We start from the raw sequence: 25230 nt of genomic DNA, 5'->3' as shown, positions 1-25230 counted from the left end.
CCTTTGCGGTGTCTTGCCATGCGCGGCTTTCTGCCTGCCCCGATTCTCGCCCTGCTCCTGATGCTTTCGGCGGCGGCACTCCATCCCGCCACCGCATCGGAAGGGGCGCCGGGCGCCCTGCCGCCGTCGGTGCGCATCAAACCGCTGATGGTGCCGGTGGTGAATGGCGGCCGGATCGAGAAATACACCCAGGTCGAAGTGAACCTGGAGATCGGCGACGCCCTGCGGCTGGGCGAGGTGCAACTCAGCATTCCCCGCCTGCACGACGCCATCCTGACTGCCATCTACACCGGCATCGACGAGGGGTGGATCGTCCGCGGCAACATCGCCAACGTCCCGGCGCTGCGCCGCCGCATCGGCGAATCGGTGATCGCCATGTTCGGTAAGGATGTCGTCACCCGCATCCTGATCACGCCGATCGCGCGCCAGTCGTCGCTGCAATAGGCCTGGATCAAGGATCGGACGCCATGGCACTCGTCTATGTCGCGCGCAGCGCCGCCCTGACCAAATGGGCATCCGACGTCGGGCAGGGCAAGCACATCTTCAAGCTGGCCGTCGCCGGGGACGAGGCGGAGGCCAAGGCCGCGATCGCCGCCGGCTGGGGCGGCGAGACCGATTGGAAACTGGTCCAGTCCAAGGAGGTCGAGGGGCTGGACGAGGAGACCGCGGTCGCCCGGCTCACCCGGCGGGAGAAGGTGATCGATCCAACCTATTACCCCCGTCTGAAGGGGGCCGCCGGCGTGTTCCGCATCACGCTGACCAATGTGCAGAACGCGTTGCTGGTCGCCAAGGCGATGACGGCCGACGAGCCGCTGACCGACGTCAAGGCCAAGCCGAAGGACATCGCCGACTACATGATCCGCAACGCAATCGCCTGACAGCAGCCCGATAGGGCGGCGTCCTGTCCGCTCCGTGTCGAAACGGAGCCGCGGCGTTGTCGGCGTCGGCCTCGGGCATCCCGCTCCATCCCCGCCGGGCGCCCTGCCCTTCTGATCCTACCCTGCCGCAGAACCTCCACCCAACGGTGCCGCATGCCCGTCCTGCCGATCCGCCGCCGTCCGTTCGATGCGCTGACCCTTCGCGAACTCTACCAGTTGCTGGCCTTGCGCAGCCGCGTGTTCGTGGTGGAGCAATCCTCCCCCTATCCGGACATCGACGGCCGCGATCCCGGAGCGCTGCACCTGATCGCCACGGACGGGACCGGAGCCGTCGTCGGCTGCGCCCGCTGCCTCGCCCCGGACGGCGACGCTCCCGATGCCCCGGTGTCCTTCGGCCGGCTGGCGGTCGATCCGTCGCAGCGCGCCACCGGGCTGGGACGGGCGCTGGTCGCCGACTCCCTGGCCGTGCTGGCCGACGCCTGGCCCGGCCGCGACGTCGTCATCGGCGCACAACTGTACCTGGAGCGCTTCTACGGCGGCTTCGGCTTCCTGCGGGATAGCGAGATCTATGACGACTTCGGAATTCCTCATATCGACATGCGGCTGCGCCGCTGATTTCTGGAAAATCTCTCAAGCATCCAAGCTGAAACGACATGCCGTCGCTTGCATAGCGTCATTCTGCAAGCGGTAAGTCCGCTTACGATTGGCCTGATCCGCGGCTTCCATTGGGGCGACCCCCGCGGATTGTTCTATTCCTTATGTCACAGGCAGTGGATTTCGACATAAGCGGAATTTTCGATGATCGAAATCGATTTCGCCACCGTATCTGAAGTGGTGTCCGATCGGGTCAGTCCCTGACCTTTTCGACCGCTACCTCCGAGCGGGGCGATAGTCCGCGCGAACGTCAAGTCCATCCGGTCACATGAGGCGCATCAAGATGTCCTGGTTCACCAACCTTCGAATCGGCGGGAAGCTGCTGACGGCCTTTGCCGCGCTGATCGTCATCACCGGTGCGATCAGTGTCGGCAATTATGCCACCTTGTCCTCGATCCAAAGCTCCATCGGCTGGACGCTGCACACATATCGCGTGCTCCAGACCACCGACGCGGCGATGGCCGCGATGATCGACCAGGAAACCGGGTTGCGCGGCTATCTGGTCAGCGGCGACGAGGCCTTCCTCGAACCCTATCGCCGGGGCGGTCAGGCGTTCGACCGGGCTCTGGCCGAGGTAAAGGCGCTGACCGCCGACAATCCGCAGCAGCAGGCGCGGTTGGAGCAGTTGCGCGGGCATGCCGTAACTTGGCGCCAGACCGTCGCTGAAAAGGAAATCGCCCTGATGGCGAAGGCGGAAACGCGCGAGGAAGCCCGCATGATGGAAGCAAAGGCGCACGGCAAGTCCTCGATGGACGGTATCCGGACGCTGGTCGTGCAGATAGAGGAGACCGAACGCGCGTTGCTGTCGCTGCGCAACGCGGAACAGAAGACCGCCTTTTCCACCGGCTACACCACCGCCGTCGTCGGCACCCTGCTGTCCCTCCTGGTCGCCGCCACCGCCGGCCTGCTGCTGCGCGGAGCCATCGCGGCGCCGATCCTCGCCATGACCACCGCGATGGGCCGGCTGGCCGGCGGCGACAGGTCGATCGAGGTTCCCGGCGTCGGCCGCAGGGACGAGATCGGCGCCATGGCCGACGCCGTCGACGTCTTCAAGCGCAATGCCATCGAGGCCGATCGCCTGACCGCCATCCAGCGCGCCGAGGAGCAGGCGAAGACACGCCGCGCCGCCCGCCTGGAAGAGTTGATGCGTGCCTTCGAAGGCAACGTCACCACCGTGGTACAGAGCCTGTCGGGCGCGGCGATGCAGATGCAGCAGTCGGCCGGCACGCTGAACGCCACCGCGGACGAGACCAACCGCCAGAGCACCACCGTGGCGTCGGCCGCCGAACAGGCGTCCGCCAACGTCCAGACCGTCGCCGCCGCCGCGGAGGAACTCTCCAGTTCGATCGCCGAGATCGGCCGTCAGGTCAACCAGTCGACACGCGTCGCCGAACAGGCGGTCAGCGGGGCGAACCGGGCCAGCGACGTCGTCTCAAGCCTTGCCGATGGGGCGCAGAAGATCGGCGAAGTGGTCGAGCTCATCAACGACATCGCCGCCCAGACCAACCTGCTGGCCCTGAACGCCACCATCGAGGCCGCCCGAGCCGGCGAAGCAGGCAAGGGATTCGCCGTCGTCGCCAGCGAGGTGAAGAGCCTCGCCAACCAGACCGCCAAGGCGACCGAGGGCATCACCGGCCAGATCGCCGCCATCCAGGGAGCCACCCGCGAGGCCGTTGCCGCCATCGGCGAGATCGGCCGCATCATCACCGAAATCAGCCAGATCTCAGCGACCATCGCGTCCGCGGTCGAACAGCAGAGCGCGGCGACCCAGGAAATCAGCCGCAACGTCCAGGAGGCGGCGCAGGGCACCCAGCAGGTGACCGGCACCATCGTCGGCGTCACCCGTGCCGCCGGCGACACCGGCCGTGCCGCCGGAGAGGTCCGCTCCGTGGCCGATCATTTGAGCACCGAATCCGCCCGCCTGCGCCGGGAGGTCGAGAGCTTCCTCGACGGTGTGAAGGCCGCGTGACGGTTGCTTTTTCGGGGGGACATCGCGGCGATGCCCCCCTCGCATGCCCGCAGGCGTGCGCTGTCAGTGCGACAGCAGCAACGGCACCGGGCAGGTCCGCAGGACGTGCCTCGTCCCGCTGCCACGGTGCAGGAACGGGAAGCCGTAATGGCCGTGGGCGCCCATCACCAGCACATCGGCACCGGTGTCCATGGTGCGGGCCAGCAGGGCGTCCATCGCGCCGATGTCGGTGACGGTGAAGTGGGTCTGCTCAGCCGTCACGCCGTGGAAGGCGAGATGGTCGAGCAACCCGACGCGTGGCGCCTCCGTCGTCGCGCCGGACGCCTGGGTCAGAACCGTGACCACCGTCACCTCGTCGGCCTTCTCCAGGATCGGCATGGCGTCCGACAGCGCACGGGCGGCCTCGCGCTCGGCGTTCCAGGCCACGGCGACCCGCTTGCCGATCACCGGGAAGCGGCCGGCATAGGGAATGACCAACACCGGACGGCCCGAGTTCAGCACCACCTGCTCGTTCAACTCCTCCGGCGCCGCGTGCGACCCGGCCTCGCGGTCATACTGGCCCAGCACCGTCAGGTCGGCGAAGCGCGACCAGATGATCACTTCGCGGATGACGTGGTTGTATTCGCCGTGGGTCAGGCCGTGCCAATGGCCTTGCAGCCCGGCGGCGGCCAGCTTCTCCTTGAACAGCTCCTCGCTGTGGGCGGCGGCTTCGACCAGATGCTCGCTGGACCGGCGGGCGATCACGCTGGTGGCGTTGCGGTCACCCTGGGCGAACAGGCCGCGCAGGAAGGCACCATGGCGCTGCGCCAGCGCGATGGCGGCGTCCAGCCGCGCCTCGACATGCGGGCTGCTGTCGAGATGCACGAGGATGTGCTTGTAGGTCATGCGGGCTCTCCCGGTGTGTGGGGCGATGTCTTGTGACGTCGGCCATTCTCCGCCAGCCGGATGACCGGACCCGCGGATTGTTTCATCTGCATCATGTTTAAGCACACGGCATCCGTCCAGCCTGCCGTCCGTGCAGCCTGCGGTGAAAGGTCGCAAGGACAGGCCCATGCGCACCGGCGCCGCTCCGGTCAGGCGTCGCGGAAACGCCCGTAGGTGTAATGCGCGGCGCAGGCACCCTCCGCCGACACCATGCAGGATCCCATGGGGTTTTCCGGCGTGCAGACGGTGGCGAACAGCTTGCAGTCGACCGGCCGCTTCACCCCGCGCAGGATGGTGCCGCAGTCGCAGCCCTTGTGGTCGGGCACGCTGGCGCCGGCGATGGGGAAGCGCCGTTCGGCGTCGAAGGCGGCATAGGCCTCTCGCAGCATCAGGCCGCTGTGGGGAATGCTGCCCAGCCCGCGCCATTCGAAGGACGGCCGCGTCTCGAAGATCTCCGCCACCATTGCCTGGGCCTTGCGGTTGCCGTCGGCGGTGACGGCGCGGGTGAACTGGTTCTCCACCTCCGCCCGCCCCTCGTTGATCTGGCGGACCAGCATCAGGATGGATTGCAGCACGTCCAGCGGCTCGAATCCGGAGATCACCACCGGCTTGCCATGCTCGGCCGCCGCAGGTGCATAGGCCTCCGAGCCGATGACGACGGAGACATGGGCCGGCCCGACGAATCCGTCCAGCGACAGCCCCTCCTCCGCCCCGGACAGGATGCCCTGGATGGCCGACGGGGTCAGGACATGGTTGCAGAAGACGGTGAAGTTGCCCAACCCCTGCGCCGCAGCGGCACGCACCGCCAGCGCGGTGGGCGGGGTCGTCGTCTCGAAGCCGATGGCGAGGAACACCACCTGCCGGTCCGGATTTTCCGCGGCGATGCGCACCGCCGCGTCGGCCGACACCACCATGCGGACGTCGGCGCCCTGCGCCTTGGCCTTCAGCAGGCTGAGCCGGCCCGACCCCGGCACCCGCATCACGTCGCCATAGGTGCACAGCGTCACCTCCGGCCGGCGGGCCAGCGCGATGGCGTCGTCGATCCGCCCCACCGGCAGCACGCAGACCGGGCAGCCCGGCCCGTGGATCATCCGGACATTGTCCGGCAGCAGGTCGGGGATGCCGTAGCGCGAGATGGCATGGGTATGGCCACCGCAGAATTCCATCAGATGGTAGGAGCGGTCCGGCCGCACCTCGCGCGCGATGGCCGCGGCGACGTTGCGGGCAAGGACCGGATCGCGGAACTCGTCGACGTACTTCATGGGCGCTCCCTCTGGCCCGTCATTTCACCCGCAAGCCGGACCGTTCGCGTTGATACGGATCAAGACGAAAGCCGAAGCGCCGTCGCGCCCCTCCCCCCGCGGAGCGGGGGCATTGGAGCGCCCGCCCCTACGCCTCCACCGGCTCGGCGTCCTTCAGCCGCTCCCAGATCGCATCAAATTCCGTGTGGCGGGCGGCGAACAGGCCGATCAGGCGAGGGTCGAAATGCGCCCTGGGATCCAGGCGGTCGTCGCCGTTCAGCAGGATGTCGACCGTCTTCTCGTGGCTGAAGGACGGCTTGTAGGGCCGGGCGCTGCGCAGGGCGTCGTAGCAGTCGGCGATGGCGACGATGCGGGCGGCGAGCGGGATTTCCTCGCCCTTGAGCCCGCGGGGATAGCCGGTGCCGGCCCATTGCTCGTGGTGGCACAGCGCGACCTCGGCCGCCATCTTCAGCCGGTCGGATGCGATCAGGATATCATGGCCATAGACCGGGTGGCGCCGCATCTCCGCCATTTCGCGCTCGTCCAGCCGGCCCTTCTTGTGCAGCACAGCCTGATCGACGCTCATCTTGCCGACATCGTGCAGGGCGGCCGAAAAGCGGATCTCCTTGCAGAAGGCGCGGTTGCAGCCAGCCCAGGTCGCCAGCGCGTAGGAATATTCGTTGACCCGCAGGATGTGGTTGCCGGTGTCCTCGTCATGCACCTCGGCGGCCCGGGCCAGCAGGTTGACCGACACCATGAAGGCACGTTCCGTCTCGGCCTGCAGTTCGGCGACCCGGCGGCGCTCGCGGGTCAGGGCACGGTTGCGTTCGGTCAGCCGTTCCATCGTCGCGGCGCGCTCCAGGGCGCGGCCGACGATGTGGTTGACCGGGGCGATCATTTGCTCATGCTCGGCCAGGAAGGTCAGCGGCCCGCTCTCCCCGCCCGACGGGTGCCTGTTGATCAGCTGGACGACGCCGATGGGTTGGTCGCGGAAGCCCTTCAGCGCGAACGCCATGATCGAGCGGGTGCGGAATCCGGTGCGCAGGTCGAAGGCCGGATTGAAGCGGTATGGCAGGTCGTCCGGGATGACATAGGCATCGTCGAGCAGCAGGGTCTCGCCCGTCGTCGCGACATAGCCGACGATGGAGGTCTGGTCCACCGGCAGCGTGAAGACGGTGGAGCGGGCACGAACCACGTCGTTCTGCACGCTGACGGCTTCCAGTTGCCGGCCCCGCCCCCGTCCATGCAGCATGAAGATGGTGCCGGCCTCCGCCCCTGTCACCTCGCGGCATTTGCGCAGCACGCGGGCGCTCAGCGCGCGAAGCGACTGGTTCGGCTCGCTTTCGATGAATTCCAGAAACTGGCCGACCAAACCCACAGCGCACTCCCCCACCCCGATGCGCCAGAAGATTACTCCATATGCCGCAGTCCGATGAAGGGGCAAGCGACGGCCGAGATCACGCAAAGATCACAAGTCACAGCCATTGTTAATCACGGCCCTTGCGACTCACAGGGCCATCCAGCCGCCGGCCCACAGCCAGACCGCCGCCACCGCCATGGACAACAGCGCCATCGGCACGCCGCAGCGGGCATGCTCGACGAAGCCCAGCCGCACCCCGGCCGCCGCCGCACGCTCCGCCACGATGATGTTGGCGAGGCTGCCCGGCAGCAGCAGGTTGCCGGCCAGCGTCGACAGCAATGCCAGCCCGTACAGCGCTCCCTCCGGCGGCGACGGCCAGGCGGCCAGCAGCAGGATTACCGCCGGGACGTTGCCGATGCTGTTGCTGCCGGCCAGCGCCAGCGGCAGCATCACCGCCAGCCGGTCGGGCAGCCAGCCCGCGGCCTGCAGGTCGCCGACGAAGGCGGCCGGGATGCCGGTCAGCCCAAGCGCATGGTTGATGGCGAACAGGGCGGCGAACAGCACCAGCAGATGCCAGTCGACCATGCCCAGCATGTCGCGGCTGGCCATCCGGCGGCTGATCATCATCACCCCGGCAACCAGCAGCACCGAATGTTCCTGCGGGATGTCGCGGGTGAACAGCAGCAGAAGCGCCAGCGTCGCCGCCACCGCCTTGCCCAGTTGCCAGCGGTCCAGCGTCACCGGCGCCACCTCCCCCATCCCGTCGGGCATGCCGAACCGGCCGCGCCAGACCAGCAGGACGGTGACGTAGACGATGACCATGGCCGCCAGCGCCGGAACGCCGCACACGGCCAGGAAGCGCCAGAAATCGAGATGCCCGACCTGCCCGATCAGGATGTTCTGCGGATTGCCGATCACCGTCGCCGCCGATCCGGCATTGGCCGCCCCCGCCAGCGCGATCAGGTAGGGCCGTGGGTCGAGCCGTCGGGCCTGCAGCCCCAGGCACAGCATCGGCGTCATGGCGAAAACGACCACGTCGTTCGCCAGCACCGCCGACAATCCGCCGGCGACCGCGACGATCGCCGCCAGCAGCCGGGCCGGCGACCGCGCCGCCCGGGCAACGCGCAGGGCGCACCAGTCGTAGAACCCGCTGCCGGCATATTGCGCCGACAGGATCATCAGCCCCAGCAGGATGAAGATCGTCGGGAAATCGACCGCAGCCACCACCTGGCCGGTGTCGAGCGCGCCGGCCGCCAGCAGCAGGATCGCCGCGACCAGCGCGATGCCGGTGCGGTCGATGCGCAGGCCGGGGAAGCGCCCCAAGGCCATGCCCAGATAGGTCGCGGTGAACAGAAAGAGGATGGTGGCGGTCATGGATACCGGATCGCGGGGGGAAGGCTCAGTCGAGCGAGATCGTCGTACCCTCGCGCGCGGCGAAGCAATTCGGAAACTCGGCCTTGGCCGCGGCCTCGATCCGTTCCATGGTCGCGTCGTCGTGGTCGGGATCGTGGTGGAACAGGCCCAGTTTCTTCACATGGGCGGCGCGGGCGATGCGCACCGCCTCCATCCAGGTCGAATGGCCCCAGCCGACGCGCTGCGTCCACTCCTCGTCGGTGTAGGTCGAGTCGTAGAGCAGCAGATCGACGCCGTCGACCAGATTCAGGATGTTGCGGTCGGGCTGGTCCGGCACATGTTCGGTATCGGTGACATAGGCGACCGCCCGGCCCTGATATTCGATCCGGTAGCCGGTGGCGCCGTCCGGATGATTCAGCGCCGCGGTGTGGATCCGCACCCCGCCTTCCAGCTTGAAGCTGTGGCCGGGCGGCACCTCCAGGAAGCCGATGTCGCCGCCCATGGTGCGCAGCGGCACCGGGAACAGCGGTCGTTCCATCTGGCGCGCCATCACCGTTTCGATGTCCGGACCGCCGGTCAGGTGGCCGGAGATCACCCGCAGGCTGAAGCCCTTGGTGTAGGCCGGCGCGAAGAAGGGAAAGCCGCTGATATGGTCCAGATGGGTATGGCTCAGCAGCAGCGTCGCGCTGGTCACCCCCTCGGCCAGCAGCTTGCGTCCCAGCATCCGCAGGCCGGTCCCGGCATCGATGATGATCCGCTGCCGTCCGGCCTGCACCTCGACGCAGGATGTGTTGCCGCCGAAGCCCAGATGCGAGGCCATCGGACAGGGAATCGTGCCGCGCACGCCCCAGAAGGTGACCGTGAACCCCATTCCCCCGCCTCCAGGGCGCAAGTCTGCGCCACATCAACCCCTTTGGGTGGCGAGTTTACCGCGATTCATCGCGATGTAAGCAGGATTTCCCAGGCCGGGCCATCTGTGGCCCGATCCGGGAAAACCTGCTTACACGGATGTCGCACCGGCGGCGGGCTCTCACACCTTGTAGGCCAGCCGCAGCCCACCCCAATGGCGGCCGCGGACGGTCACCGGGGCCGAGACGTCCTTCATCAGGGCGAACTTGCCGCCGCCCATGTCGCGCCGGTAGGTCTGCAGCAGGAAGGGCTTGGTATTGCGCCCGGCGGCGAGCCCGACGCGGTCGTTGAAGATGCGGCGGTGGCGGCAGTTGGCGGCATTCCACACCGGGTCGCGGCCCTGGGGCTGGCTGAACTGGCGATTGTGGGTGGGCAGATAGCCGTTGTCGTCCACCGTCACGCAGAACACGATCCGGCCGTTGGCGGACAGCACCGGTTCCTGGATGCCGGGCAGCACGCGGTCGCACAGCTGGGTGAAGCGGGCGGTCACCTGCTGCGGGTCCGATCCGGGAACCGGCTGGTAGGCCCGGTCGAACAGGTCGGCCTCGCTGATGTCGCCACGGGCCAGTGCCTCGTCGAAGGCGGCGGACACCTTGGCGGCGGCGTCCTTCACCGCGGCGATGAAGGGGGTGTCGACCGTCTCGATGTTCAGTTCGGCGGTGACGCCGATCAGCCGCTCGCTCATGCCGACCAGGCTGTTCACCCGGTCGCGCGCCTGGGCCAGATTGTCGCTGGAGAGCTTCACCCCGGCCGCCAGGTCGGTGATCTCGCGTTCCAGCTCGCCGCAATTGGTGCCGATTTCGGCCGACGCCGCGTCGATCTTGTCGGTCTCGCCGGTCAGTTCGCGCATGGCGCGGCCGACCGTCTCGATCACCGTACCGATGGCCGTGGTGCCCTCGTTGACGGCGCGGGCCTTGACCGCGCTGGCCGCGCTCTCGACCATCAGCCGCTGGGCCTGCTCGTTCAGGTATTTCAGCGTCGCGTCGATCTCGGTCGTCGCCTCGCTGGTCTTGGTCGACAGCGACTTCACCTCGTTGGCGACGACGGCGAAGCCGCGCCCGGCCTCGCCCGCCCGGGCCGCCTCGATGGTGGCGTTCAACGCCAGCAGGTTGGTCTGCTTGGCGATGGTGAAGATCTCCCGGGCGACCTTGCCGACCCGGTCGAGCGCATCGCGCAGGCCGGCGATCTGTCCTTCGATGCCGGTCACCGACGACACCAGCGCATGGATGTCGGACAGCGAGCGCTGAACCCGGTCATGCGAGCTGTCGACCTCCTGCCGGGCCTGTTCGGTCACCGACCGGGCGACCGACGACGCTTCGGAGATGCGCTGCGTGCTGCGCGACATCTTGGCGCCGGTGTCACGAAGCTGTGCGAAGACCTCTGACTGGTGGGTGACGCGTGCGTTCACATCCTCGATGTGGCCGGCGATGTCCGCGATCTCGATGCCGAGATTGCCCGCCTCCGTCGCGATGTCCGCGATCAGATGCGGCCGAAGCCCGAAGCTTCCATCCATTATGCCCACCGTTCTTGCTGTTTTGTAGCTAGGCGCTTTCTCCCAAGCACTATTATTGCGTTTTTTAGATAGTTTCGCAACGGATCGGCAGGCCGAGTCGAACCCGGCTCCCCTGTCCATTGGTAGGATACCTTTAGGAGAGGGTACGCCATGCGATTGTGCGGCAAGGCCCTTTCAGCCCGATATACGCGATATACGGGTTTACCCGCAGTCCGGCGGAACTCCGAGCGACAGGTGCGCACCCACCTCTTCCCTCGCCCTTCACCCCGCGATGCGGTTGTCGAGACGCTCGTCGGCGAGCCCGGCCGGCTCCTGGTGGACCAGCACCTCGGCATTGACGAAGGCGTCGCGCAGCCGCCGCTCCACCCGGTCGGCGATGTCGTGGGCGGCGGTCAGGGTCAGCGCGCCGTCCAGCTCCAGATGAAGCTCGATGAAGCGGCCGGTGCCGGCATTGCGGGTCCGCAGGTCGTGCAGGCCGCGCACCCCCGGCTCGGCCCGCGCCAGCTCCACGATGCGGGCGCGCTCCTCCTCCGCCAGTTCCCGGTCCATCAGCACGTCCAGCGCGTCGCGTGCCACGCCGCGGGCGCCGTTCAGCAGGAACAGCGCGATGCCGATGCCGAACAGGGGATCGACGATGGCGAGCCCGGTGGCCCCGGTCAGCAGGATGGCGGCAATGACGGCGCCGTTCATCAGCAGATCGCCGGAATAATGCAGCCGGTCGGCTCCGATGGCGACCGAGCCGGTGGCCGCCTGCACCCGGCGCTGGAAGGTGACGAGGCCGGCCGTCAGCACGATCGACAGCAGCATCACCGCGATGCCCATCGCCCCCTCGCCGATCGGCTCCGGCCGGATCATGCGGCGCACCGCCTCGACGCTCAGCAGCACGGCCGAGCCGGCGATGAAGGCCGCCTGGGCCAGTCCCGCCAGTGCTTCCGCCTTGCCATGGCCGAAGCGGTGGTGGGCGTCGGCCGGGCGCAGGGCGTGGCGCACCCCCAGCAGCGTCACCACCGAGGCCATCAGGTCGGTGCAGGAATCGATCAGCGACGACAGGATGCTGACCGAGTCGGTCAACAGATAGGCCCCCAGCTTCGCCACGATCAGGGTGGAGGCCACCGACACGCTGGCGTAGGTGGCGTAACGGCGCAGGCGATCCCCCTGCGCGCCGCTCTCCATTCGTCCACTCACATCCACCCCCTGCCCCGATCCCATGCCCCGGCCCCTGGCCCGATCGGCACCCTGCCCGCCTGCGCCCGCGGCTATCGCCGCTGCCGATACAGCCGCTTACGGATACAGCCGTTCGGTCGACCAGACCGGCGGATTGCCGTCCGCGTCCTCGCCGGCGCGGCTGTAGACCAGCCGGTCATGCAGCCGGAAAGGGCGGTCGCGCCAGAACTCGATGCGAGACGGCAGCACGCGGAAGCCGGTCCAGTGCGGCGGCCGCGGCACCGCGCCCAGCGCGAACTTCGCGGCGAACTGCGCCACCCGCTTCTCCAGCTCCCATCGGCCCTCCAGCGGGCGCGACTGCTGCGAGGCCCAGGCACCGATCCGGCTTTCGCGCGGGCGGCTGTCGAAATAGGCGTCGGCCTCGGCATCGCTGACGATCTCGACCGGCCCCTCCACCCGCACCTGACGGCGCAGGGACTTCCAGTGGAAGCACAGCGCGGCGTTCCGATTCGCCAGCAGTTGCCCGCCCTTGCGGCTCTCGGTGTTGGTGTAGAAGACGAAACCGCGCGGATCGATGCCCTTCAGCAGCACCATGCGGACCGACGGCACCCCCGCCGCGTCGGCGGTGGCCAGCGCCATGGCGTTGGGGTCGTTGGGCTCGCTCTGTTCCGCCTCCTTCATCCATTCGGTGAAGAGTTCGTAGGGGTCGCGCTCGTTGGTGTCCGTCATGCCTCGTGGGTCCTGTCCCGATGGGTCCCGCTCCGTCCCGCCGCCGGCCTGGGCCGGCGCGGGGCGATCCCGTGCAAGAAAGCGTAAGGGTCACAGCCTCATCACAATTCACAGCAAGGATAGGGTCGCTTATATCACTGTCCACCGCGACGCCACCGATAAGCTGCCGCGGCAACCAACCTTTTCGAGGCGCAAGTATGTTCGTGAAGAAAGTCGTTCCGGCCCTGATCGTGACGGCCCTGCTGGCGGGCTGCACGATGGGCGGCCAGAAGGAATCGATCGGCACCGTCGGCGGCGCCGTGGCCGGCGGCCTGATCGGCTCGCAGATCGGCGGCGGGACGGGCAAGCTGGTCGCGACCGGCGTCGGCACGCTGCTGGGTGCCTTCATCGGCCGCGAGGTCGGCAGCTCCCTCGACAAGGCCGATGCCGGCTATGCCGAGACCGCGGCCCGCCGGGCCTATGCCGCCCCGCTCGGCGACCGCATCGACTGGAACAACCCGCAGTCCGGCAATTCCGGTACCATCGTAACCACCCGCGACGGCTACAGCAACTCCGGCACCTACTGCCGCGAGTTCCAGCAGACCATCGTGGTGAAGGGGCGTACGGAGCAGGCATACGGAACCGCTTGCAAACAGGCCGACGGTACGTGGAAGATCGTCGGCAACTCGTAACCCGCAACCCTTGAGCCCCGGTTGGGGCGGGAACTCTCTGCCCGTGGCAACGCGCGATCCCTACAGCGTTCTCGGCGTCAGCCGGTCCGCCAGTGCCGACGACATCAAGAAGGCGTACCGCAAGCTCGCCAAGCTGCATCACCCGGACCTGAAGCCGGGCGACTCCGCCAACGAGGAACGGTTCAAGGAAATCTCGGCCGCCTACACGCTGCTGTCGGATGCCGAGAAGCGCGCCCGCTACGACCGGGGCGAGATCGACCCGTCGGGGCAGGAGCGGCACGCGGGCTTCGGCCCGCGCGGCCGGACCAGCCGAGGCCGGGCCTACAGCGGCACCGCCGACGATTCCGTCTTCAGCGGCGGCGGCGGCGACGACTGGTTCTCCGACCTGTTCGGCGGCGGCCGGCGCCGTCCCGGCACCGCAGGGGCGGGAGCCGGCGGCGCTTCCACCGGCCCCAAGGTGCGGGGCAGTGACATCTCCTACTCCGTCACCGTCCCCTTCATCGAGGCCGCGGCCGGGGCAAAGCGCCGCATCAACCTGTCCAACGGCAAGAGTATCGACGTCGCCATCCCCCCCGGCACGGAGAACGAGGCGAAGCTGCGGCTGAAGGGCCAGGGCCTGCCCGGCATGGGCGGCATGCCCGACGGCGACGCCATCGTCGAGGTGCATGTCGAGCAGCACCCCTATTTCACTCGGCATGACAGCGACATCCATGTCGAGCTGCCGATCACCCTGAACGAGGCGGTGCTCGGCGCGACCATCCATGTCCCGACCATCAGCGGCAAGGTGGCAGTGAAGGTGCCGGCGGGCGCGAACACCGGCTCCGTCCTGCGGCTGCGCGGCAAGGGGGTCATGAACCAGGCCACCAAGCAGCCGGGCGACCAGTATGTGAAGCTGAAGGTCGTCCTGCCCGACCCGCCCGACGCGGAGCTGGTCAAGTTCGTCGAGCAGTGGGCCAAGACCCGCAGCTACGATGTCCGCAAGAAGGCTGGGCTGGAGTAACCTCCCGCACCCTTCCCGTCGTCCCGATCAACGGCCTGCCCTTCCGGGGTGGGCCGTTTCCATAACCACGCCATCCTCCCTGCGACAGCGCGCTACACGCAACCTCCCGGAGATGGAATGTTGCACCGCAAAGATTGCTTGCGGATCGTGAAACGACAGAAGAGTTCCACCCGCGCGGGGCCTTCACGCCAGGAGAGCGATCATGGGATTTTCCGACGCCGTCAGGTCGGTGCTGTCGCAATATGTCGGTTTCTCAGGCCGCGCGCCGCGGTCCGAATATTGGTATTGGGTCCTGTTCACGATTCTGATCAGCATCGTTGCCGGCATCCTCGATGCCGTTCTTTTTTCCGACAGCGGCGCCAGCCCGCTGGACTCGATCATCACCCTGATCCTGCTCCTTCCAGGACTGGCAGTATCGGTTCGCCGCCTCCACGACATCGGCCGGTCGGGCTGGTGGGTGCTGATCAGTCTGGTGCCTGTGATCGGTTGGATCCTCCTCATAGTCTGGGCGGCGACGAAGGGCGAGCCGACGGAGAACCGTTTCGGCCAGCCGCCCTTGGTGACAACCGGGTCGCCGATGGCTGCCTGACAATCACTTCTTCACCGCCCGCAACGGCACGGCTCCCGGCCCGGCGGCCGCTGGTCCGGTCGCTGGTCCGGTCGCCCCCTGCCCGATCGGCTGTCCTTCCGGCGGCGGTTCGTCATTCAGCAGCAGCTTGATCGGCACGTTCAGCAGATCGCCCTGCCGCGCCTCGGCGGCGTCGAGCAGGCGGGCGGTGCGCTCCTGCCAGGGCAGATCGAGCCCGCCCAGCCCATGGACGGAGCCGCGCATGCCGATGCCGAGCGCCTTCATCAGGTCCAGCAGCGTCGCCTCTCCCATGTCGCGGGTCGCCACCCAGGCGTCGCGCGTGGTGTGGGCGACCCAGTGGGCGTCGCGCAGCTGTTCCAATATGCCGTCGATCAGCAGGGTGCCCACCGGCACGCGGCCGACCAGGGTGCGGCGGCGCAGGCCGACGCCCAGGCGGCTCGCCTCCATCAGCTCGTGCAGCACGGCCAGCGCCAGCGCCAGCCGTTGGGCCGGCAGCAGCCCCTCCATGCCGCCGCGGGTGACCTTGCCGGCCCGCCATTCCGGCAGCGAGGCGGCGACCACCGCGCCGAACAGCACCGTCGACCAGGCGATGTAGAGCCAGAACAGGAAGATCGGCACCACCGACAGGGCGCCGTAGATGGTCTGGTAGGCCGGATATTCGCGCATGTACCAGCCGAAGACCGCCTTCGACCCCTCCAGCAGGATGGAGCCGATGGCGCCGCCGCACAGCGCATCCAGCCAGAAGACGTCACGGTTGGGGATGATCAGGTAGAGGAGCGAGCAGCCCAACAACTGCAGGCCGAAGGGCAGCAGCATGCCGATGCCGGCCAGCGGATGGACCACCCCTTCCAGATGCGCGAGCTCCAGCGCGGTCCACAGCGTGCTGGACAGCGACAGGCTGGCGCCGGCGAACAGCGGCGTCAGCGAGACCACCGCCCAGAAGGACAGGATGCGGGTCACATAGGACCGGGGTTCCCGCACCCGCCAGACGGTGGCGAAGGATCCCTCGATGGTCCAGATCAGCAGCACCGCCGACATCGCCAGCCCGATCACCCCGAAGATCGGCATCTGCCCGGCGTTGGCCATGAAGCGGCCGAGATATTCCAGGATCGCGTCGCCGATCTCCGGCACCAGATTCTTGATCAGCGCGGTCTGGATTCGCATCTGCAGCGCGCTGAAGGCCGGAAAGGCCGAGAAGATGGCGAAGCCGATCGTCATGATCGGCACGATCGCCAGCAGCGAGGTGTAGGTCAGCGCCGCCGCGGTCTGGAAGCAGTTGTCGTTGTAGAAGCGCAGCATCGAATGGCCGAAGAAGCCGCCCAGTTCCCGGAGGCCGGACAGGATGCGACCGCGCTCCTCCTGGTGGCGCAAGCCGTCAGGATGGGGCATGCGACGACTCCCGCGGCAAGACTGCCCGCGTCGGTTTGACCGGTGGATGCTTTCGTGTAGGATGCGCCCCACTTTTCGCGGCAATACCCGCAGCACTTCCGTCGTTCACGAGGTTCCGATGTCCAATCCGATGCCGCTCATGGCCGGCAAGCGTGGCCTGATCATGGGCGTGGCCAACGATCGTTCGATCGCTTGGGGGATCGCCTCCACCCTGGCCCAGCACGGGGCGGAGCTCGCCTTCACCTATCAGGGCGATGCCCTGCTGAAGCGGGTGAAGCCGCTGGCCGAACAGGTCGGCGCCAAGCTGGTCCTGCCCTGCGACGTGACGGACGAGGCCAGCATCGACGCGACCTTCGCCGCCATCGAGACGGAATGGGGTGGACTGGACTTCGTGGTTCATGCCATCGCCTTTTCCGACAAGAACGAGCTGGACGGGCTGTATCTGGATACGACGCGGGCGAACTTCCTGCGCACCATGGACATCTCCTGCTACTCCTTCACCGCGGTGGCGCAGCGCGCCGTGCCGCTGATGAAGGACGGCGGCAGCCTGCTCACCCTATCCTATTACGGCGCCGAGCGCGTCATGCCCCATTACAATGTGATGGGTGTCGCCAAGGCGGCGCTGGAGGCCAGCGTGCGCTATCTGGCCGTCGATCTGGGGGGCCGCGGCATCCGTGTCAACGCCATCTCCGCCGGTCCGATCAAGACGCTCGCGGCCAGCGGGATCGGCGATTTCCGCTATATCCTGAAGTGGAACGAGCTGAACGCCCCGCTGAAGCGCAACGTCACCATCCAGGAGGTCGGCGGCGCCGGCCTGTTCCTGATGTCCGACCTGGGCAGCGGCGTCACCGGCGAGGTGATGCATGTCGACAGCGGCTATCACACCGTCGGCATGGTCGCGGTGGACGAGGCGGCCGAGGTTGCCAGCCTGCTGGGCTCCCTGGGCGGCGGCCCGAAGGCCGGCGCCTGAGCCAACCGGACTTCGACCGGACGGCAATGGCCGGTTGAACGCCATCAGCGCCAGCGCAATATCATGATGAGTTGGGGGATCGGTCTGCCGATCCCCCTTTGCGTTTGCGAAAACGACGTCTATGATTTGTACGAAATTCGCGGAGCTAGGTAATATTCATGCGCGCTCGCAAGAAAATGGATTCGGTTTCTCCGATTCTTGAGCAGATCCTTTATGGCGGCTCCAGCGTATCGATGAATCTCATCGCCATCACGCGCGAGATCCCAGAAGAACAGCGCATGTTCAAGGCGCAGGGGCTGAACAACTCGATCCTGTTCAAGTACCCCAGCTTCGACGATCGCGACGATGACGGCGGCGATCCCATCGCCGAGGACGAGGAGATGGAGGGCGGCGAACGGCCGGTGGAAACCGGCATCTACGTGCCGCATAATGCAAGGTCGCCGGAGGCCGGCGGCGTCGCCGTCTATCTGCGCGGCCGCAACAGTGCCGCCCTGCTGGAAGAACAGTTCGGCATCAAGCACGGCCCGAAGGAAAACGGCATCATCGGCGACATGAAGATGCTGTCGATGATCGACGACGTGCCGTCGCTCGACGCCTTCCTGCTGAAGACCTGCTTCGAGGCCGAGAAGGTCAACGTCGACCCTCGTCATTGGCTGATCAGCAACGAGGAGGATCACCAGCTTCGCCGCCTGATCCGCGCCCGCATCGAGCCGATCGTCCGCAAGGCCCTGTCCGGCAGCCAGGGCAGCGCCCAGAGCGTCGAGCGCTTCCTGGAAGCCATCTGGAATCCCAACCTGGAAGAGGCTGGCCTGTTCGTGTCCGCCTTCGGCATCGAGCGGTCGGAAGCCGACACCATCTTCAGCGCCTGGAAGGGCACCACCTTCTACGAATACCAACTGCGCCGCATCGCTCCGCGCGCCCGCACCATCCTGACCTGGCTGAAGTCGCGCGACTGCATCCCGGTCGACATCCGCATGCACAAGCCCTACGAGACCCAGCTGCTGATGCACATCGAGAAGGTGGGCAAGCTGCTGGAGACGACGCTGCTCGACATCCGCACCATCCTGTCGGATTACGAGACCTCGTTCAGCAGCTTCATGAACGGCCAACCGGAGCCCTTCCGCGACTATCTGCGCAGCATCCGCTCGCGCTACTGGCTGCTCGGCTACTGCGTGTCGGCACTCACCAGCGTGGCCCATCTCGATGCCCGCTGCATGAAGAACACGCCGTCGCGCAAGCTCTACTTCGAGGGTTTGCAGAAGCTGCTGCGCCAGTTCGACGTCGCGCTCGACCGCCGGCGCGAACAGAAGGGCGCCTTCTGAGGCTGCCTTCTCTCCATCACCGGAAGCCCCAAAGAAGAAGGGCGGCGCCTTGCAGCGCCGCCCTTCTTCTTTTTACAACCCGCTGGATCAGGTGCCCTGCGGCTCCGGACCCATGCCGCTGCCTTCCTGCCCGCTGCTGGGCGGGACGGAGGAGCGGCGGCCGCTGCCGGTGGTCGGACGCGGCGGGACGGCGGAAATGCTGTCACGGTCGTCGTCGCGCAGGATCGGCTCGCCGCGCAGCAGACGGTTGATCTCGTCGCCGCTCAGCGTCTCATACTCCAGCAGTCCCTTGGCCAGGGTGTGGAGCTGGTCGATGTTCTCGGTCAGGATCACCCGGGCGCGGTCGTAGCTCTCGTCGACGATGCGGCGGATTTCCTCGTCGACCAGTTGGGCGGTGCGGTCGGACATGTTCTTGTGCTGGGTCACCGAATGGCCCAGGAACACCTCTTGCGTCGGCTCGCCGTACAGCAGCGGACCGAGCTTGTCGCTCATGCCCCACTCGGTCACCATGCGGCGCGACATCTCGGTCGCCATCTTGATGTCGCCCGACGCACCGGTCGTCACCCGATCCTTGCCGAAGATCAGCTCCTCGGCGATGCGGCCGCCCATGGCGACGCACAGGTCGGCCAGCAGCTTGGCCTGCGACAGGCTGATGCGGTCGCCTTCCGGCAGGCGCATCACCATGCCCAGCGCACGACCGCGCGGGATGATGGTGGCCTTGTGGACCGGATCGCTGTCGGCGCAATGGATGGCGCAGATCGCGTGGCCGGCCTCATGGTAGGCGGTCAGCTTCTTCTCGTCCTCGGTCATGACCATGGAGCGGCGTTCCGCACCCATCATGACCTTGTCCTTCGCGTTCTCGAACTCGCTCATGCCGACGACGCGCTTGCCGATGCGGGCCGCAAGCAGCGCCGCCTCGTTGACCAGGTTGGCCAGGTCGGCGCCGGAGAAGCCGGGGGTGCCGCGGGCGATGACCTTGGCGTCGACGTCCGGAGACAGCGGCACCTTGCGCATGTGGACCTTGAGGATCTTCTCGCGGCCCAGCACGTCGGGGTTCGGCACCACGACCTGACGGTCGAAGCGGCCCGGACGCAGCAGCGCGGGGTCGAGCACGTCCGGACGGTTGGTCGCGGCGATGAGGATCACGCCCTCGTTCGCCTCGAAGCCGTCCATCTCGACCAGCAACTGGTTGAGGGTCTGCTCACGCTCATCGTTGCCGCCGCCCAGGCCGGCACCGCGATGGCGGCCGACCGCGTCGATCTCGTCGATGAAGATGATGCAGGGGGCGTTCTTCTTGCCCTGTTCGAACATGTCGCGGACACGGCTCGCGCCGACGCCGACGAACATCTCGACGAAGTCCGAACCGGAGATGGTGAAGAACGGCACGTTGGCCTCGCCGGCGACGGCGCGCGCGGTCAGCGTCTTGCCGGTGCCGGGAGGGCCGACGAGCAGGCAGCCCTTCGGGATCTTGCCGCCCAGCCGCTGGAACTTCTGCGGATCCTTCAGGAACTCGACGATTTCCGTCAGCTCCTGCTTGGCCTCGTCGATGCCGGCGACGTCGTCGAAGGTCACGCGCCCGACCTTCTCGGTCAGCAGGCGGGCACGCGACTTGCCGAAGCCCATCGCCTTGCCGCCGCCGGACTGCATCTGGCGCATGAAGAAGATCCAGACGCCGATCAGCAGCAGCATCGGGAACCAGGACAGCAGCACCGAGAACAGCGACGGCACGTTGCTGTCGTCGGGGACCGCATTGATCCGGACGTTCTTGTTGGTCAGGCGCTCCACCAGGCCCGCTTCGGGCGGGACATAGGTGCTGAAGGAGCGGCCGTCGGTGAAATGGCCGGAGACCTGGTTGCCTTTGATCGTCACGTCGGCGACCTGGCCCCGATCCACTTCGGCGAGAAGCTCGCTGAACGGAACGGTCGTCTGCGGGCTGCGGGTGGAGGAACTCTGGAACAGATTGAACAGGGCCACGAGCAGCAGCCCTATGATGATCCAGAGCGCGAGGTTCTTGCCGAAATTGTTCACGTCACACGCCTTTCTGCGAACCCATCGCCATGCGGTGCGCCGACAAGGCCGCACCCCGGTCTCCTACGGGCACGTTCCCAGATTAAATAATGCCGCCCCGGTCCGAAACAACCGTAAAAGCTGGTCTTCCCAACGACAAAAGCGGAACGAAGGTCGCGCGATCCATCGGGTGCTGTCCATCCGCGTCAAACCCGTATGCGCCGCCAAACGTCGGCAATGCAAGCAGTTCGCTTCCCGACCAAAGGCTTGGCAGCGAATCCCGCACCGGGGCGGGCAGTTCGGGCACGCATCCGGCAGGCTGTCGGCCCGCCCAGTCTCGCCAGCCGACGGCCCCAAGCGCCGCGACTGTGACGGGGTGTTGGCGGAGCGGAGACAGCCGAAGGTTGAAACGCCGGTCCCAACGGACCCGCCCGCCGGGCGGCACCGTCAGGCGTTCGACCGCCGCGGCCGGCTCGCGCGCGATCATCACCATGCCGCGCCGCATCCGCACCGTGCAGCCGGCGAGCGTGCCGCCCTGCCCTGCGGCCAAGGCGCCGAGAAGTCGCTCGACCGCCTCGTCGCGAATGGGATGCGTCGGGGCGCCGATGGCCGAGAGCGCGCGGGCCAGCAGCCGCAACGCGATCTCCTCCGGCGCGGCCAGCAGCGGTCCAGGCGCCAGCGTCAACCAGCCTTCGGGGTGCAGGGTCGCGACCTCCGCCAGCAGTGCGGCGGTCGCCTGCTCCAGCGCGGCGCGCGCCCGGCCGGCACGGCGGGCGACCTCGCACAGGCGGTCGCGGTCCAGCCCCTCCCCCGCCAGCGATTCACGGACGGCGCGCAGCCGGGCACGGGCGAAGCGGGGATTGCGGTTGGAGGGATCCTCGACCCAGTCCAGCCCCTCGGCACGGCAGGTCGCCAGCAGCCGGTCATGGGAAAAGCCCAGCAGCGGCCGGATCACCCGCACCGCGCCCTCGGCGCGCACCGGTGCCATCCCGGCCAGCCCGTCGATGCCGGAGCCGCGGGCCAGCCGCAACAGCACGGTCTCCGCCTGATCGTCCTGGTGATGGGCGAGCGCCAGATGCAGGATCCCGGCATCGACGCAGACCTCGGCGAGCAGGCGGTGCCGGGCCTCCCGCGCCGCCGCCTGCAGCCCGGCGACGGGCTTCTCCCCTTCCCAGCGCAGGATGCGGTGGGGCACGCCGAGCCGGGCCATCGTCCGGCCGACCGCCTCCGCCTCCGCCCCCGAATCGGGCCGCAGGCCATGGTCGACCGTCAGCGCCAGCAGGCTGCCGCCGCGCCCGGCGATCCAGCGGCGCAGCAACAGGACCAGCGCCAAGCTGTCGCCACCGCCGGACAGGCCGACCGCGACCGCCGGAGCCGGCTCGAACCCGCCCCGTGCCGCTTCCGGAAAGGCCCCCGGAAAAGTCATCGCGCGGTCGAACTCGCCCGACTCGATCGGGCGGTCGTCGTCGCGACCGGATGGCGCTCCGGCCATCAGGCCGGGCAATTGATGCGCTTGCGCTCGGTGTCGGCGCGGCGCTTCACGCTGGCCGATGCCTCGGGGAATTTGCTCAGCAGCTGGCCGAAGGCGGTGCAGGCGTCCGACTTCTTGTTCAGCTGCTGCAGGGTCATGCCCAGCTTCAGCAGGCTGTCGGCCGCCTTCGGGTTGCTGCGGTACTTCGACAGCACCTCGGCGAACGCCTGGGCCGCTTCCGGGAACTTGTTGCGGACGTAATAGCTCTCGCCCAGCCAGTACTGCGCGTTGCCGGCATAGGCATGGCTCTTGTTCTTGACGATGAACTCCTGCAACGCCTTCTCTGCCCGGTCATAGTCGGAATTGCGCAGCAGCTCGAAGGCCTGCTCATACTGCTTTTCCGGCGATAGTCCGGCGGTGGAGGGCGGATTGGCCGCCGCGCTCTGCGCCGGCTTGTCGGCTGGCTTCCTGTCCTCTGTCTTCACGGCCTTGGGCGGGGCCGAATCGGACATCGCGCCGCCCATCGCCCCTCCCATGGCGCCGCCGCCCTTCTCCAGCTCCTTCAGGCGGAAATCGATGTCGGCGTTCACCTTCTCCAGCCGCTCGCGCAGCTGGGAGATCTGGTAGGTCGATTCCTCGTACTTGCCGGTCAGATCCGACATGACCCGTTCCAGATTCTGCAGCCGGATCTCGAAATCGGCAGCCACGGACGGCGACAGCTGCGCCACCTCCACCGGACCGCCGGATGCCGCGCCACCAAGCGCCGCAACCTGGGTTTCCAGCGAGTGCAGGCGGTCGATCTGGCTCTTCGACTGGGCAAAAGCCGGGCTTGCCGCGAGCAGGCTGCCCAGCATCAAGGCGGCGACGGGACGGATGTGGGTCATGCGCGTGGGATCCTGGGAGAGATCTGGGAGAGACCTTAGGAGAGATCGGGGCCGGAAGCGGGCCGAAGCCCTGCCCACGGCGACCGTAGGAAACGAAAGAGGCGAGGCGATGGCGGCTGTTTAGCAGAACTCGCGCGCGCCCGCCAACAACCAGCCGACCAAAAGACCCGGGCCAAAAGACCCGGGCCAAAAGAAAAGGCGCCGCACCGGTTGCCCGGCGGCGGCGCCCATTCCAATCCCCCTGAGGCGGGGACCGGCGTCAGTTGACGACGGTCACGCCACGGCGGTTCTGCGACCAGGCGGCCTCGTTCGAGCCGACCACCGCCGGACGCTCCTTGCCGTAGGACACGACATTGACGCGGTTGGCGGGGATGCCCTTGGCGGCCAGGTAGTTCTTCACCGAGTTGGCGCGGCGCTCACCCAGGGCGAGGTTGTACTCGCGGGTGCCGCGCTCGTCGGCATGGCCCTCGACGGTGACGGTGACCGAACCGTAGGTCTGCAGCCACTTGGCCTGACGGTCCAGCGTGGCGCGGGCCTCCGGCGACAGGTCGAAGCGGTCGAGACCGAAGAAGACGCGATCGCCGACGTTGACGACGAAATCTTCCGCCGAGCCCGGACGGACCGACGACTGCTGGGCACCGGTGTTGGCGCCGTTGGCGGCGTCGTTCGGCGTGGATTCGCAAGCGGCGAGCAGAGCGACCGCGGCGAGAGCGAGGAACTTCATACGCATGTTCAGGGACCCCTTGAACGACACTCGTTGATTGGCCGGTTCTTGTCTGCACGGGAACCGCTTCTTTCCGCCAAGCCCCGACGAAAAGACGACATCCGACCTTTGTCTTGAGCATTGCTCCCGCGCTGCCGCAAAATAGGACTACTCCACTAGGGAATCAAGGGCGACCACGCCGGATCCGATCCGTCGACGGGCGTGCTGACTCGGCGTTCGTTGGCGCCGGTGATGTCGATGCTGTACAGCTTTGCATTGCGGCCGCGACCGTCGCCCGACGGCAAGTCCTTGAAGAACATGAGGACGCGGCCGTTGGGTGCCCAGGTCGGCCCTTCGACGTGGAAGGCTTCGGTCAGGATCCGTTCCCCCGTCCCATCCGGACGGACTACGCCGATTGCAAAGCTGCTACCCCGTTGGCGCGTGAAGGCGATCAGATCACCGCGCGGCGACCAGACCGGCGTCCCGTAGCGGCCCTCGCCGAAGGTCAGCCGCTTCACGCCCGACCCGTTGGCGCTCATGGTGTAGAGCTGCTGCGTGCCGCCGCGGTCCGACTCGAAGACGATCCGCTGGCCGTCCGGCGAATAGCTGGGGCCGGTGTCGATGCCCGGCGCGTCGGTCAGCTGGGTCTGCCGGCGGGTGCGCAGGTCCAGCGTGTAGATGTCGGTGTTGCCGTTCTGGGCCATCGACATGATGACCTTGTTGCCGTCCGGCGAGAAGCGCGGAGCGAAGGTCATGCCGGGGAAGTCGCCCAGCACCTCCTGGCGGCCGGTGTCGATGTTGAACAGGTACACGCGCGGCTTCTTGTTGAAGTACGACATGTACGTGATCTCCTGCGACGTCGGCGAGAAGCGCGGCGTCAGGACCAGCGTCTGGCCGTCGGTCAGGAACTGATGGTTGGCGCTGTCCTGGTCCATGATGGCCAGCTGCTTCTTGCGCACGTTCGCCGGGCCGGATTCGGCCACATAGACGATGCGCGTGTCGAAATAGCCGTCCTCGCCGGTCAGGCGCTTGTAGATGGCGTCGGCGACGATGTGGGCGATGCGGCGCCATTCCTGCGGCGAGGCGCTGTAGCTCAGCCCCTGCATGTACTGGCCGGCGGCGACGTCCCACAGGCGGAAATCGACCTTCATGCGGCCGTCGCCGCCGGTCGTGGTGTTGCCGGCGACCAGCGCCTGGGCGCCCAGCGCCTTCCAGTCCTGATAGCGCGGTTCGCCGGTGCGCAGCTGGTCCGGCGTCTGCAGGAAACCGCGCGGGTCGAGCGGCTTGAACAGGCCGGAGCGCTCCAGGTCGTCGGAGATGACCTTGGAGATGTCGGCGCCCATCTGCGCGTCACGCCCGCCCGATCCGGCAAAGCTGGTGATCGCGATGGGGAGCGGCTCGGACACGCCCCGCGTGATGTCGATGCGCAACTCGGCGCGCGCCTCCTGCGGAGCGGCAACGCCGAGGGAGAGGAGAAGCGCGCCGGTGGCCCCGGCCAGCTTCATCAGAAGCCTGGTCTTCGTCGTCATG

23 protein-coding genes are annotated in these 25230 nt (G+C 67.6%); 9 read left to right on the top strand and 14 right to left on the bottom strand.

The features are described 5' to 3' along the window. The first annotated feature begins 18 nt into the window (after window positions 1-18). From AL072_RS09305 to AL072_RS09290, 4 genes are all read left to right on the top strand, one after another. A complete protein-coding gene (locus AL072_RS09305; RefSeq protein ID WP_045580567.1) occupies window positions 19-444 on the top strand; it encodes a hypothetical protein in 426 nt (141 codons plus the stop codon). A 23-nt stretch (window positions 445-467) separates the two neighbouring features. Next, the gene (locus AL072_RS09300) at window positions 468-878 is read left to right on the top strand and encodes a hypothetical protein (protein WP_045580568.1); all 411 of its coding nucleotides are present in this window, start codon (window positions 468-470) and stop codon (window positions 876-878) included. Window positions 879-1031: 153 nt separating this feature from the next. Continuing rightward, window positions 1032-1493 (top strand): GNAT family N-acetyltransferase, encoded by a 462-nt coding sequence (locus tag AL072_RS09295; protein ID WP_045580569.1) that lies wholly within the window; start codon window positions 1032-1034, stop codon window positions 1491-1493. A 322-nt stretch (window positions 1494-1815) separates the two neighbouring features. Further along, complete coding sequence (locus tag AL072_RS09290; RefSeq protein WP_045582357.1) at window positions 1816-3501, top strand: methyl-accepting chemotaxis protein; 1686 nt, start codon at window positions 1816-1818, stop codon at window positions 3499-3501. A gap of 63 nt (window positions 3502-3564) precedes the next feature. Here the strand turns inward: AL072_RS09290 and AL072_RS09285 are convergent, their stop codons facing one another. The 8 genes from AL072_RS09285 to pdxH all read right to left on the bottom strand — a co-directional run bounded on the left by AL072_RS09285 (window position 3565) and on the right by pdxH (window position 12694). Next, on the bottom strand, window positions 3565-4386 hold the full coding sequence (locus AL072_RS09285; protein WP_045580570.1) for a universal stress protein: 822 nt from the start codon (window positions 4384-4386) through the stop codon (window positions 3565-3567). 188 nt (window positions 4387-4574) lie between these two features. After that, entirely contained in the window at window positions 4575-5687 is a 1113-nt protein-coding gene (gene hypD, locus AL072_RS09280) for a hydrogenase formation protein HypD (RefSeq protein WP_045580571.1), read from the bottom strand. A gap of 127 nt (window positions 5688-5814) precedes the next feature. Further along, complete coding sequence (locus tag AL072_RS09275) at window positions 5815-7044, bottom strand: HD domain-containing phosphohydrolase (protein WP_245636634.1); 1230 nt, start codon at window positions 7042-7044, stop codon at window positions 5815-5817. 129 nt (window positions 7045-7173) lie between these two features. Beyond that, a complete protein-coding gene (locus AL072_RS09270; RefSeq protein WP_045580573.1) occupies window positions 7174-8400 on the bottom strand; it encodes an SLC13 family permease in 1227 nt (408 codons plus the stop codon). Window positions 8401-8425: 25 nt separating this feature from the next. Then, window positions 8426-9250, bottom strand: a complete 825-nt coding sequence (locus tag AL072_RS09265) for an MBL fold metallo-hydrolase (RefSeq protein WP_045580574.1) — start codon at window positions 9248-9250, stop codon at window positions 8426-8428. Between the two features lie 159 nt (window positions 9251-9409). Then, window positions 9410-10801 carry a methyl-accepting chemotaxis protein gene (locus AL072_RS09260; RefSeq protein WP_045580575.1) on the bottom strand — a complete coding sequence of 464 codons (1392 nt, stop codon included), beginning with the start codon at window positions 10799-10801 and terminating at the stop codon, window positions 9410-9412. 261 nt (window positions 10802-11062) lie between these two features. After that, complete coding sequence (locus tag AL072_RS09255) at window positions 11063-11974, bottom strand: cation diffusion facilitator family transporter (RefSeq protein WP_045580576.1); 912 nt, start codon at window positions 11972-11974, stop codon at window positions 11063-11065. Window positions 11975-12082: 108 nt separating this feature from the next. After that, window positions 12083-12694, bottom strand: coding sequence for a pyridoxamine 5'-phosphate oxidase (gene pdxH / locus AL072_RS09250; RefSeq protein WP_045580577.1), 612 nt, complete (start codon window positions 12692-12694; stop codon window positions 12083-12085). A 197-nt stretch (window positions 12695-12891) separates the two neighbouring features. Here pdxH and AL072_RS09245 point away from each other — a divergent pair, with 197 nt between their 5' ends. The 3 genes from AL072_RS09245 to AL072_RS09235 all read left to right on the top strand — a co-directional run bounded on the left by AL072_RS09245 (window position 12892) and on the right by AL072_RS09235 (window position 14954). Then, window positions 12892-13365 carry an RT0821/Lpp0805 family surface protein gene (locus AL072_RS09245; RefSeq protein WP_082108812.1) on the top strand — a complete coding sequence of 158 codons (474 nt, stop codon included), beginning with the start codon at window positions 12892-12894 and terminating at the stop codon, window positions 13363-13365. A 43-nt stretch (window positions 13366-13408) separates the two neighbouring features. Further along, window positions 13409-14365 (top strand): DnaJ C-terminal domain-containing protein, encoded by a 957-nt coding sequence (locus tag AL072_RS09240; protein ID WP_045580578.1) that lies wholly within the window; start codon window positions 13409-13411, stop codon window positions 14363-14365. A 202-nt stretch (window positions 14366-14567) separates the two neighbouring features. Further along, window positions 14568-14954, top strand: a complete 387-nt coding sequence (locus AL072_RS09235; protein ID WP_045580579.1) for a DUF805 domain-containing protein — start codon at window positions 14568-14570, stop codon at window positions 14952-14954. Window positions 14955-14957: 3 nt separating this feature from the next. On the opposite strand, the gene AL072_RS35965 is transcribed toward AL072_RS09235, so the two are convergent. After that, on the bottom strand, window positions 14958-16343 hold the full coding sequence (locus AL072_RS35965) for a YihY family inner membrane protein (RefSeq protein WP_045580580.1): 1386 nt from the start codon (window positions 16341-16343) through the stop codon (window positions 14958-14960). Window positions 16344-16461: 118 nt separating this feature from the next. Here AL072_RS35965 and fabI point away from each other — a divergent pair, with 118 nt between their 5' ends. Both fabI and AL072_RS09220 read left to right on the top strand, forming a co-directional pair. Next, entirely contained in the window at window positions 16462-17313 is an 852-nt protein-coding gene (fabI, locus tag AL072_RS09225) for an enoyl-ACP reductase FabI (protein WP_045580581.1), read from the top strand. Between the two features lie 233 nt (window positions 17314-17546). Beyond that, window positions 17547-18635, top strand: coding sequence for a hypothetical protein (locus tag AL072_RS09220; RefSeq protein ID WP_245636633.1), 1089 nt, complete (start codon window positions 17547-17549; stop codon window positions 18633-18635). A gap of 87 nt (window positions 18636-18722) precedes the next feature. Here AL072_RS09220 and ftsH read toward each other — a convergent pair whose 3' ends face one another. The 5 genes from ftsH to tolB form a co-directional block, all read right to left on the bottom strand. Then, window positions 18723-20663, bottom strand: a complete 1941-nt coding sequence (gene ftsH / locus AL072_RS09215; RefSeq protein WP_045580583.1) for an ATP-dependent zinc metalloprotease FtsH — start codon at window positions 20661-20663, stop codon at window positions 18723-18725. Between the two features lie 82 nt (window positions 20664-20745). After that, entirely contained in the window at window positions 20746-22134 is a 1389-nt protein-coding gene (gene tilS, locus AL072_RS09210) for a tRNA lysidine(34) synthetase TilS (protein ID WP_052710022.1), read from the bottom strand. Further along, the gene (gene ybgF, locus AL072_RS09205) at window positions 22134-22997 is read right to left on the bottom strand and encodes a tol-pal system protein YbgF (protein ID WP_052709891.1); all 864 of its coding nucleotides are present in this window, start codon (window positions 22995-22997) and stop codon (window positions 22134-22136) included. Before ybgF ends, tilS begins: the two co-directional genes overlap by 1 nt. Before the next feature lie 259 nt (window positions 22998-23256). Further along, complete coding sequence (gene pal / locus AL072_RS09200) at window positions 23257-23727, bottom strand: peptidoglycan-associated lipoprotein Pal (RefSeq protein ID WP_045582361.1); 471 nt, start codon at window positions 23725-23727, stop codon at window positions 23257-23259. Between the two features lie 149 nt (window positions 23728-23876). Beyond that, window positions 23877-25229: a Tol-Pal system beta propeller repeat protein TolB gene (gene tolB, locus AL072_RS09195; protein ID WP_045580584.1), complete on the bottom strand. Its 1353-nt coding sequence runs from the start codon at window positions 25227-25229 to the stop codon at window positions 23877-23879. Window position 25230 lies beyond the last annotated feature (1 nt).

The organism is Azospirillum thiophilum (assembly GCF_001305595.1).
Lineage (GTDB): Bacteria > Pseudomonadota > Alphaproteobacteria > Azospirillales > Azospirillaceae > Azospirillum > Azospirillum thiophilum.
The sequence above is the reverse complement of the archived record's forward strand: the minus strand, read 5'-3'. Positions and strand labels throughout refer to the sequence as shown.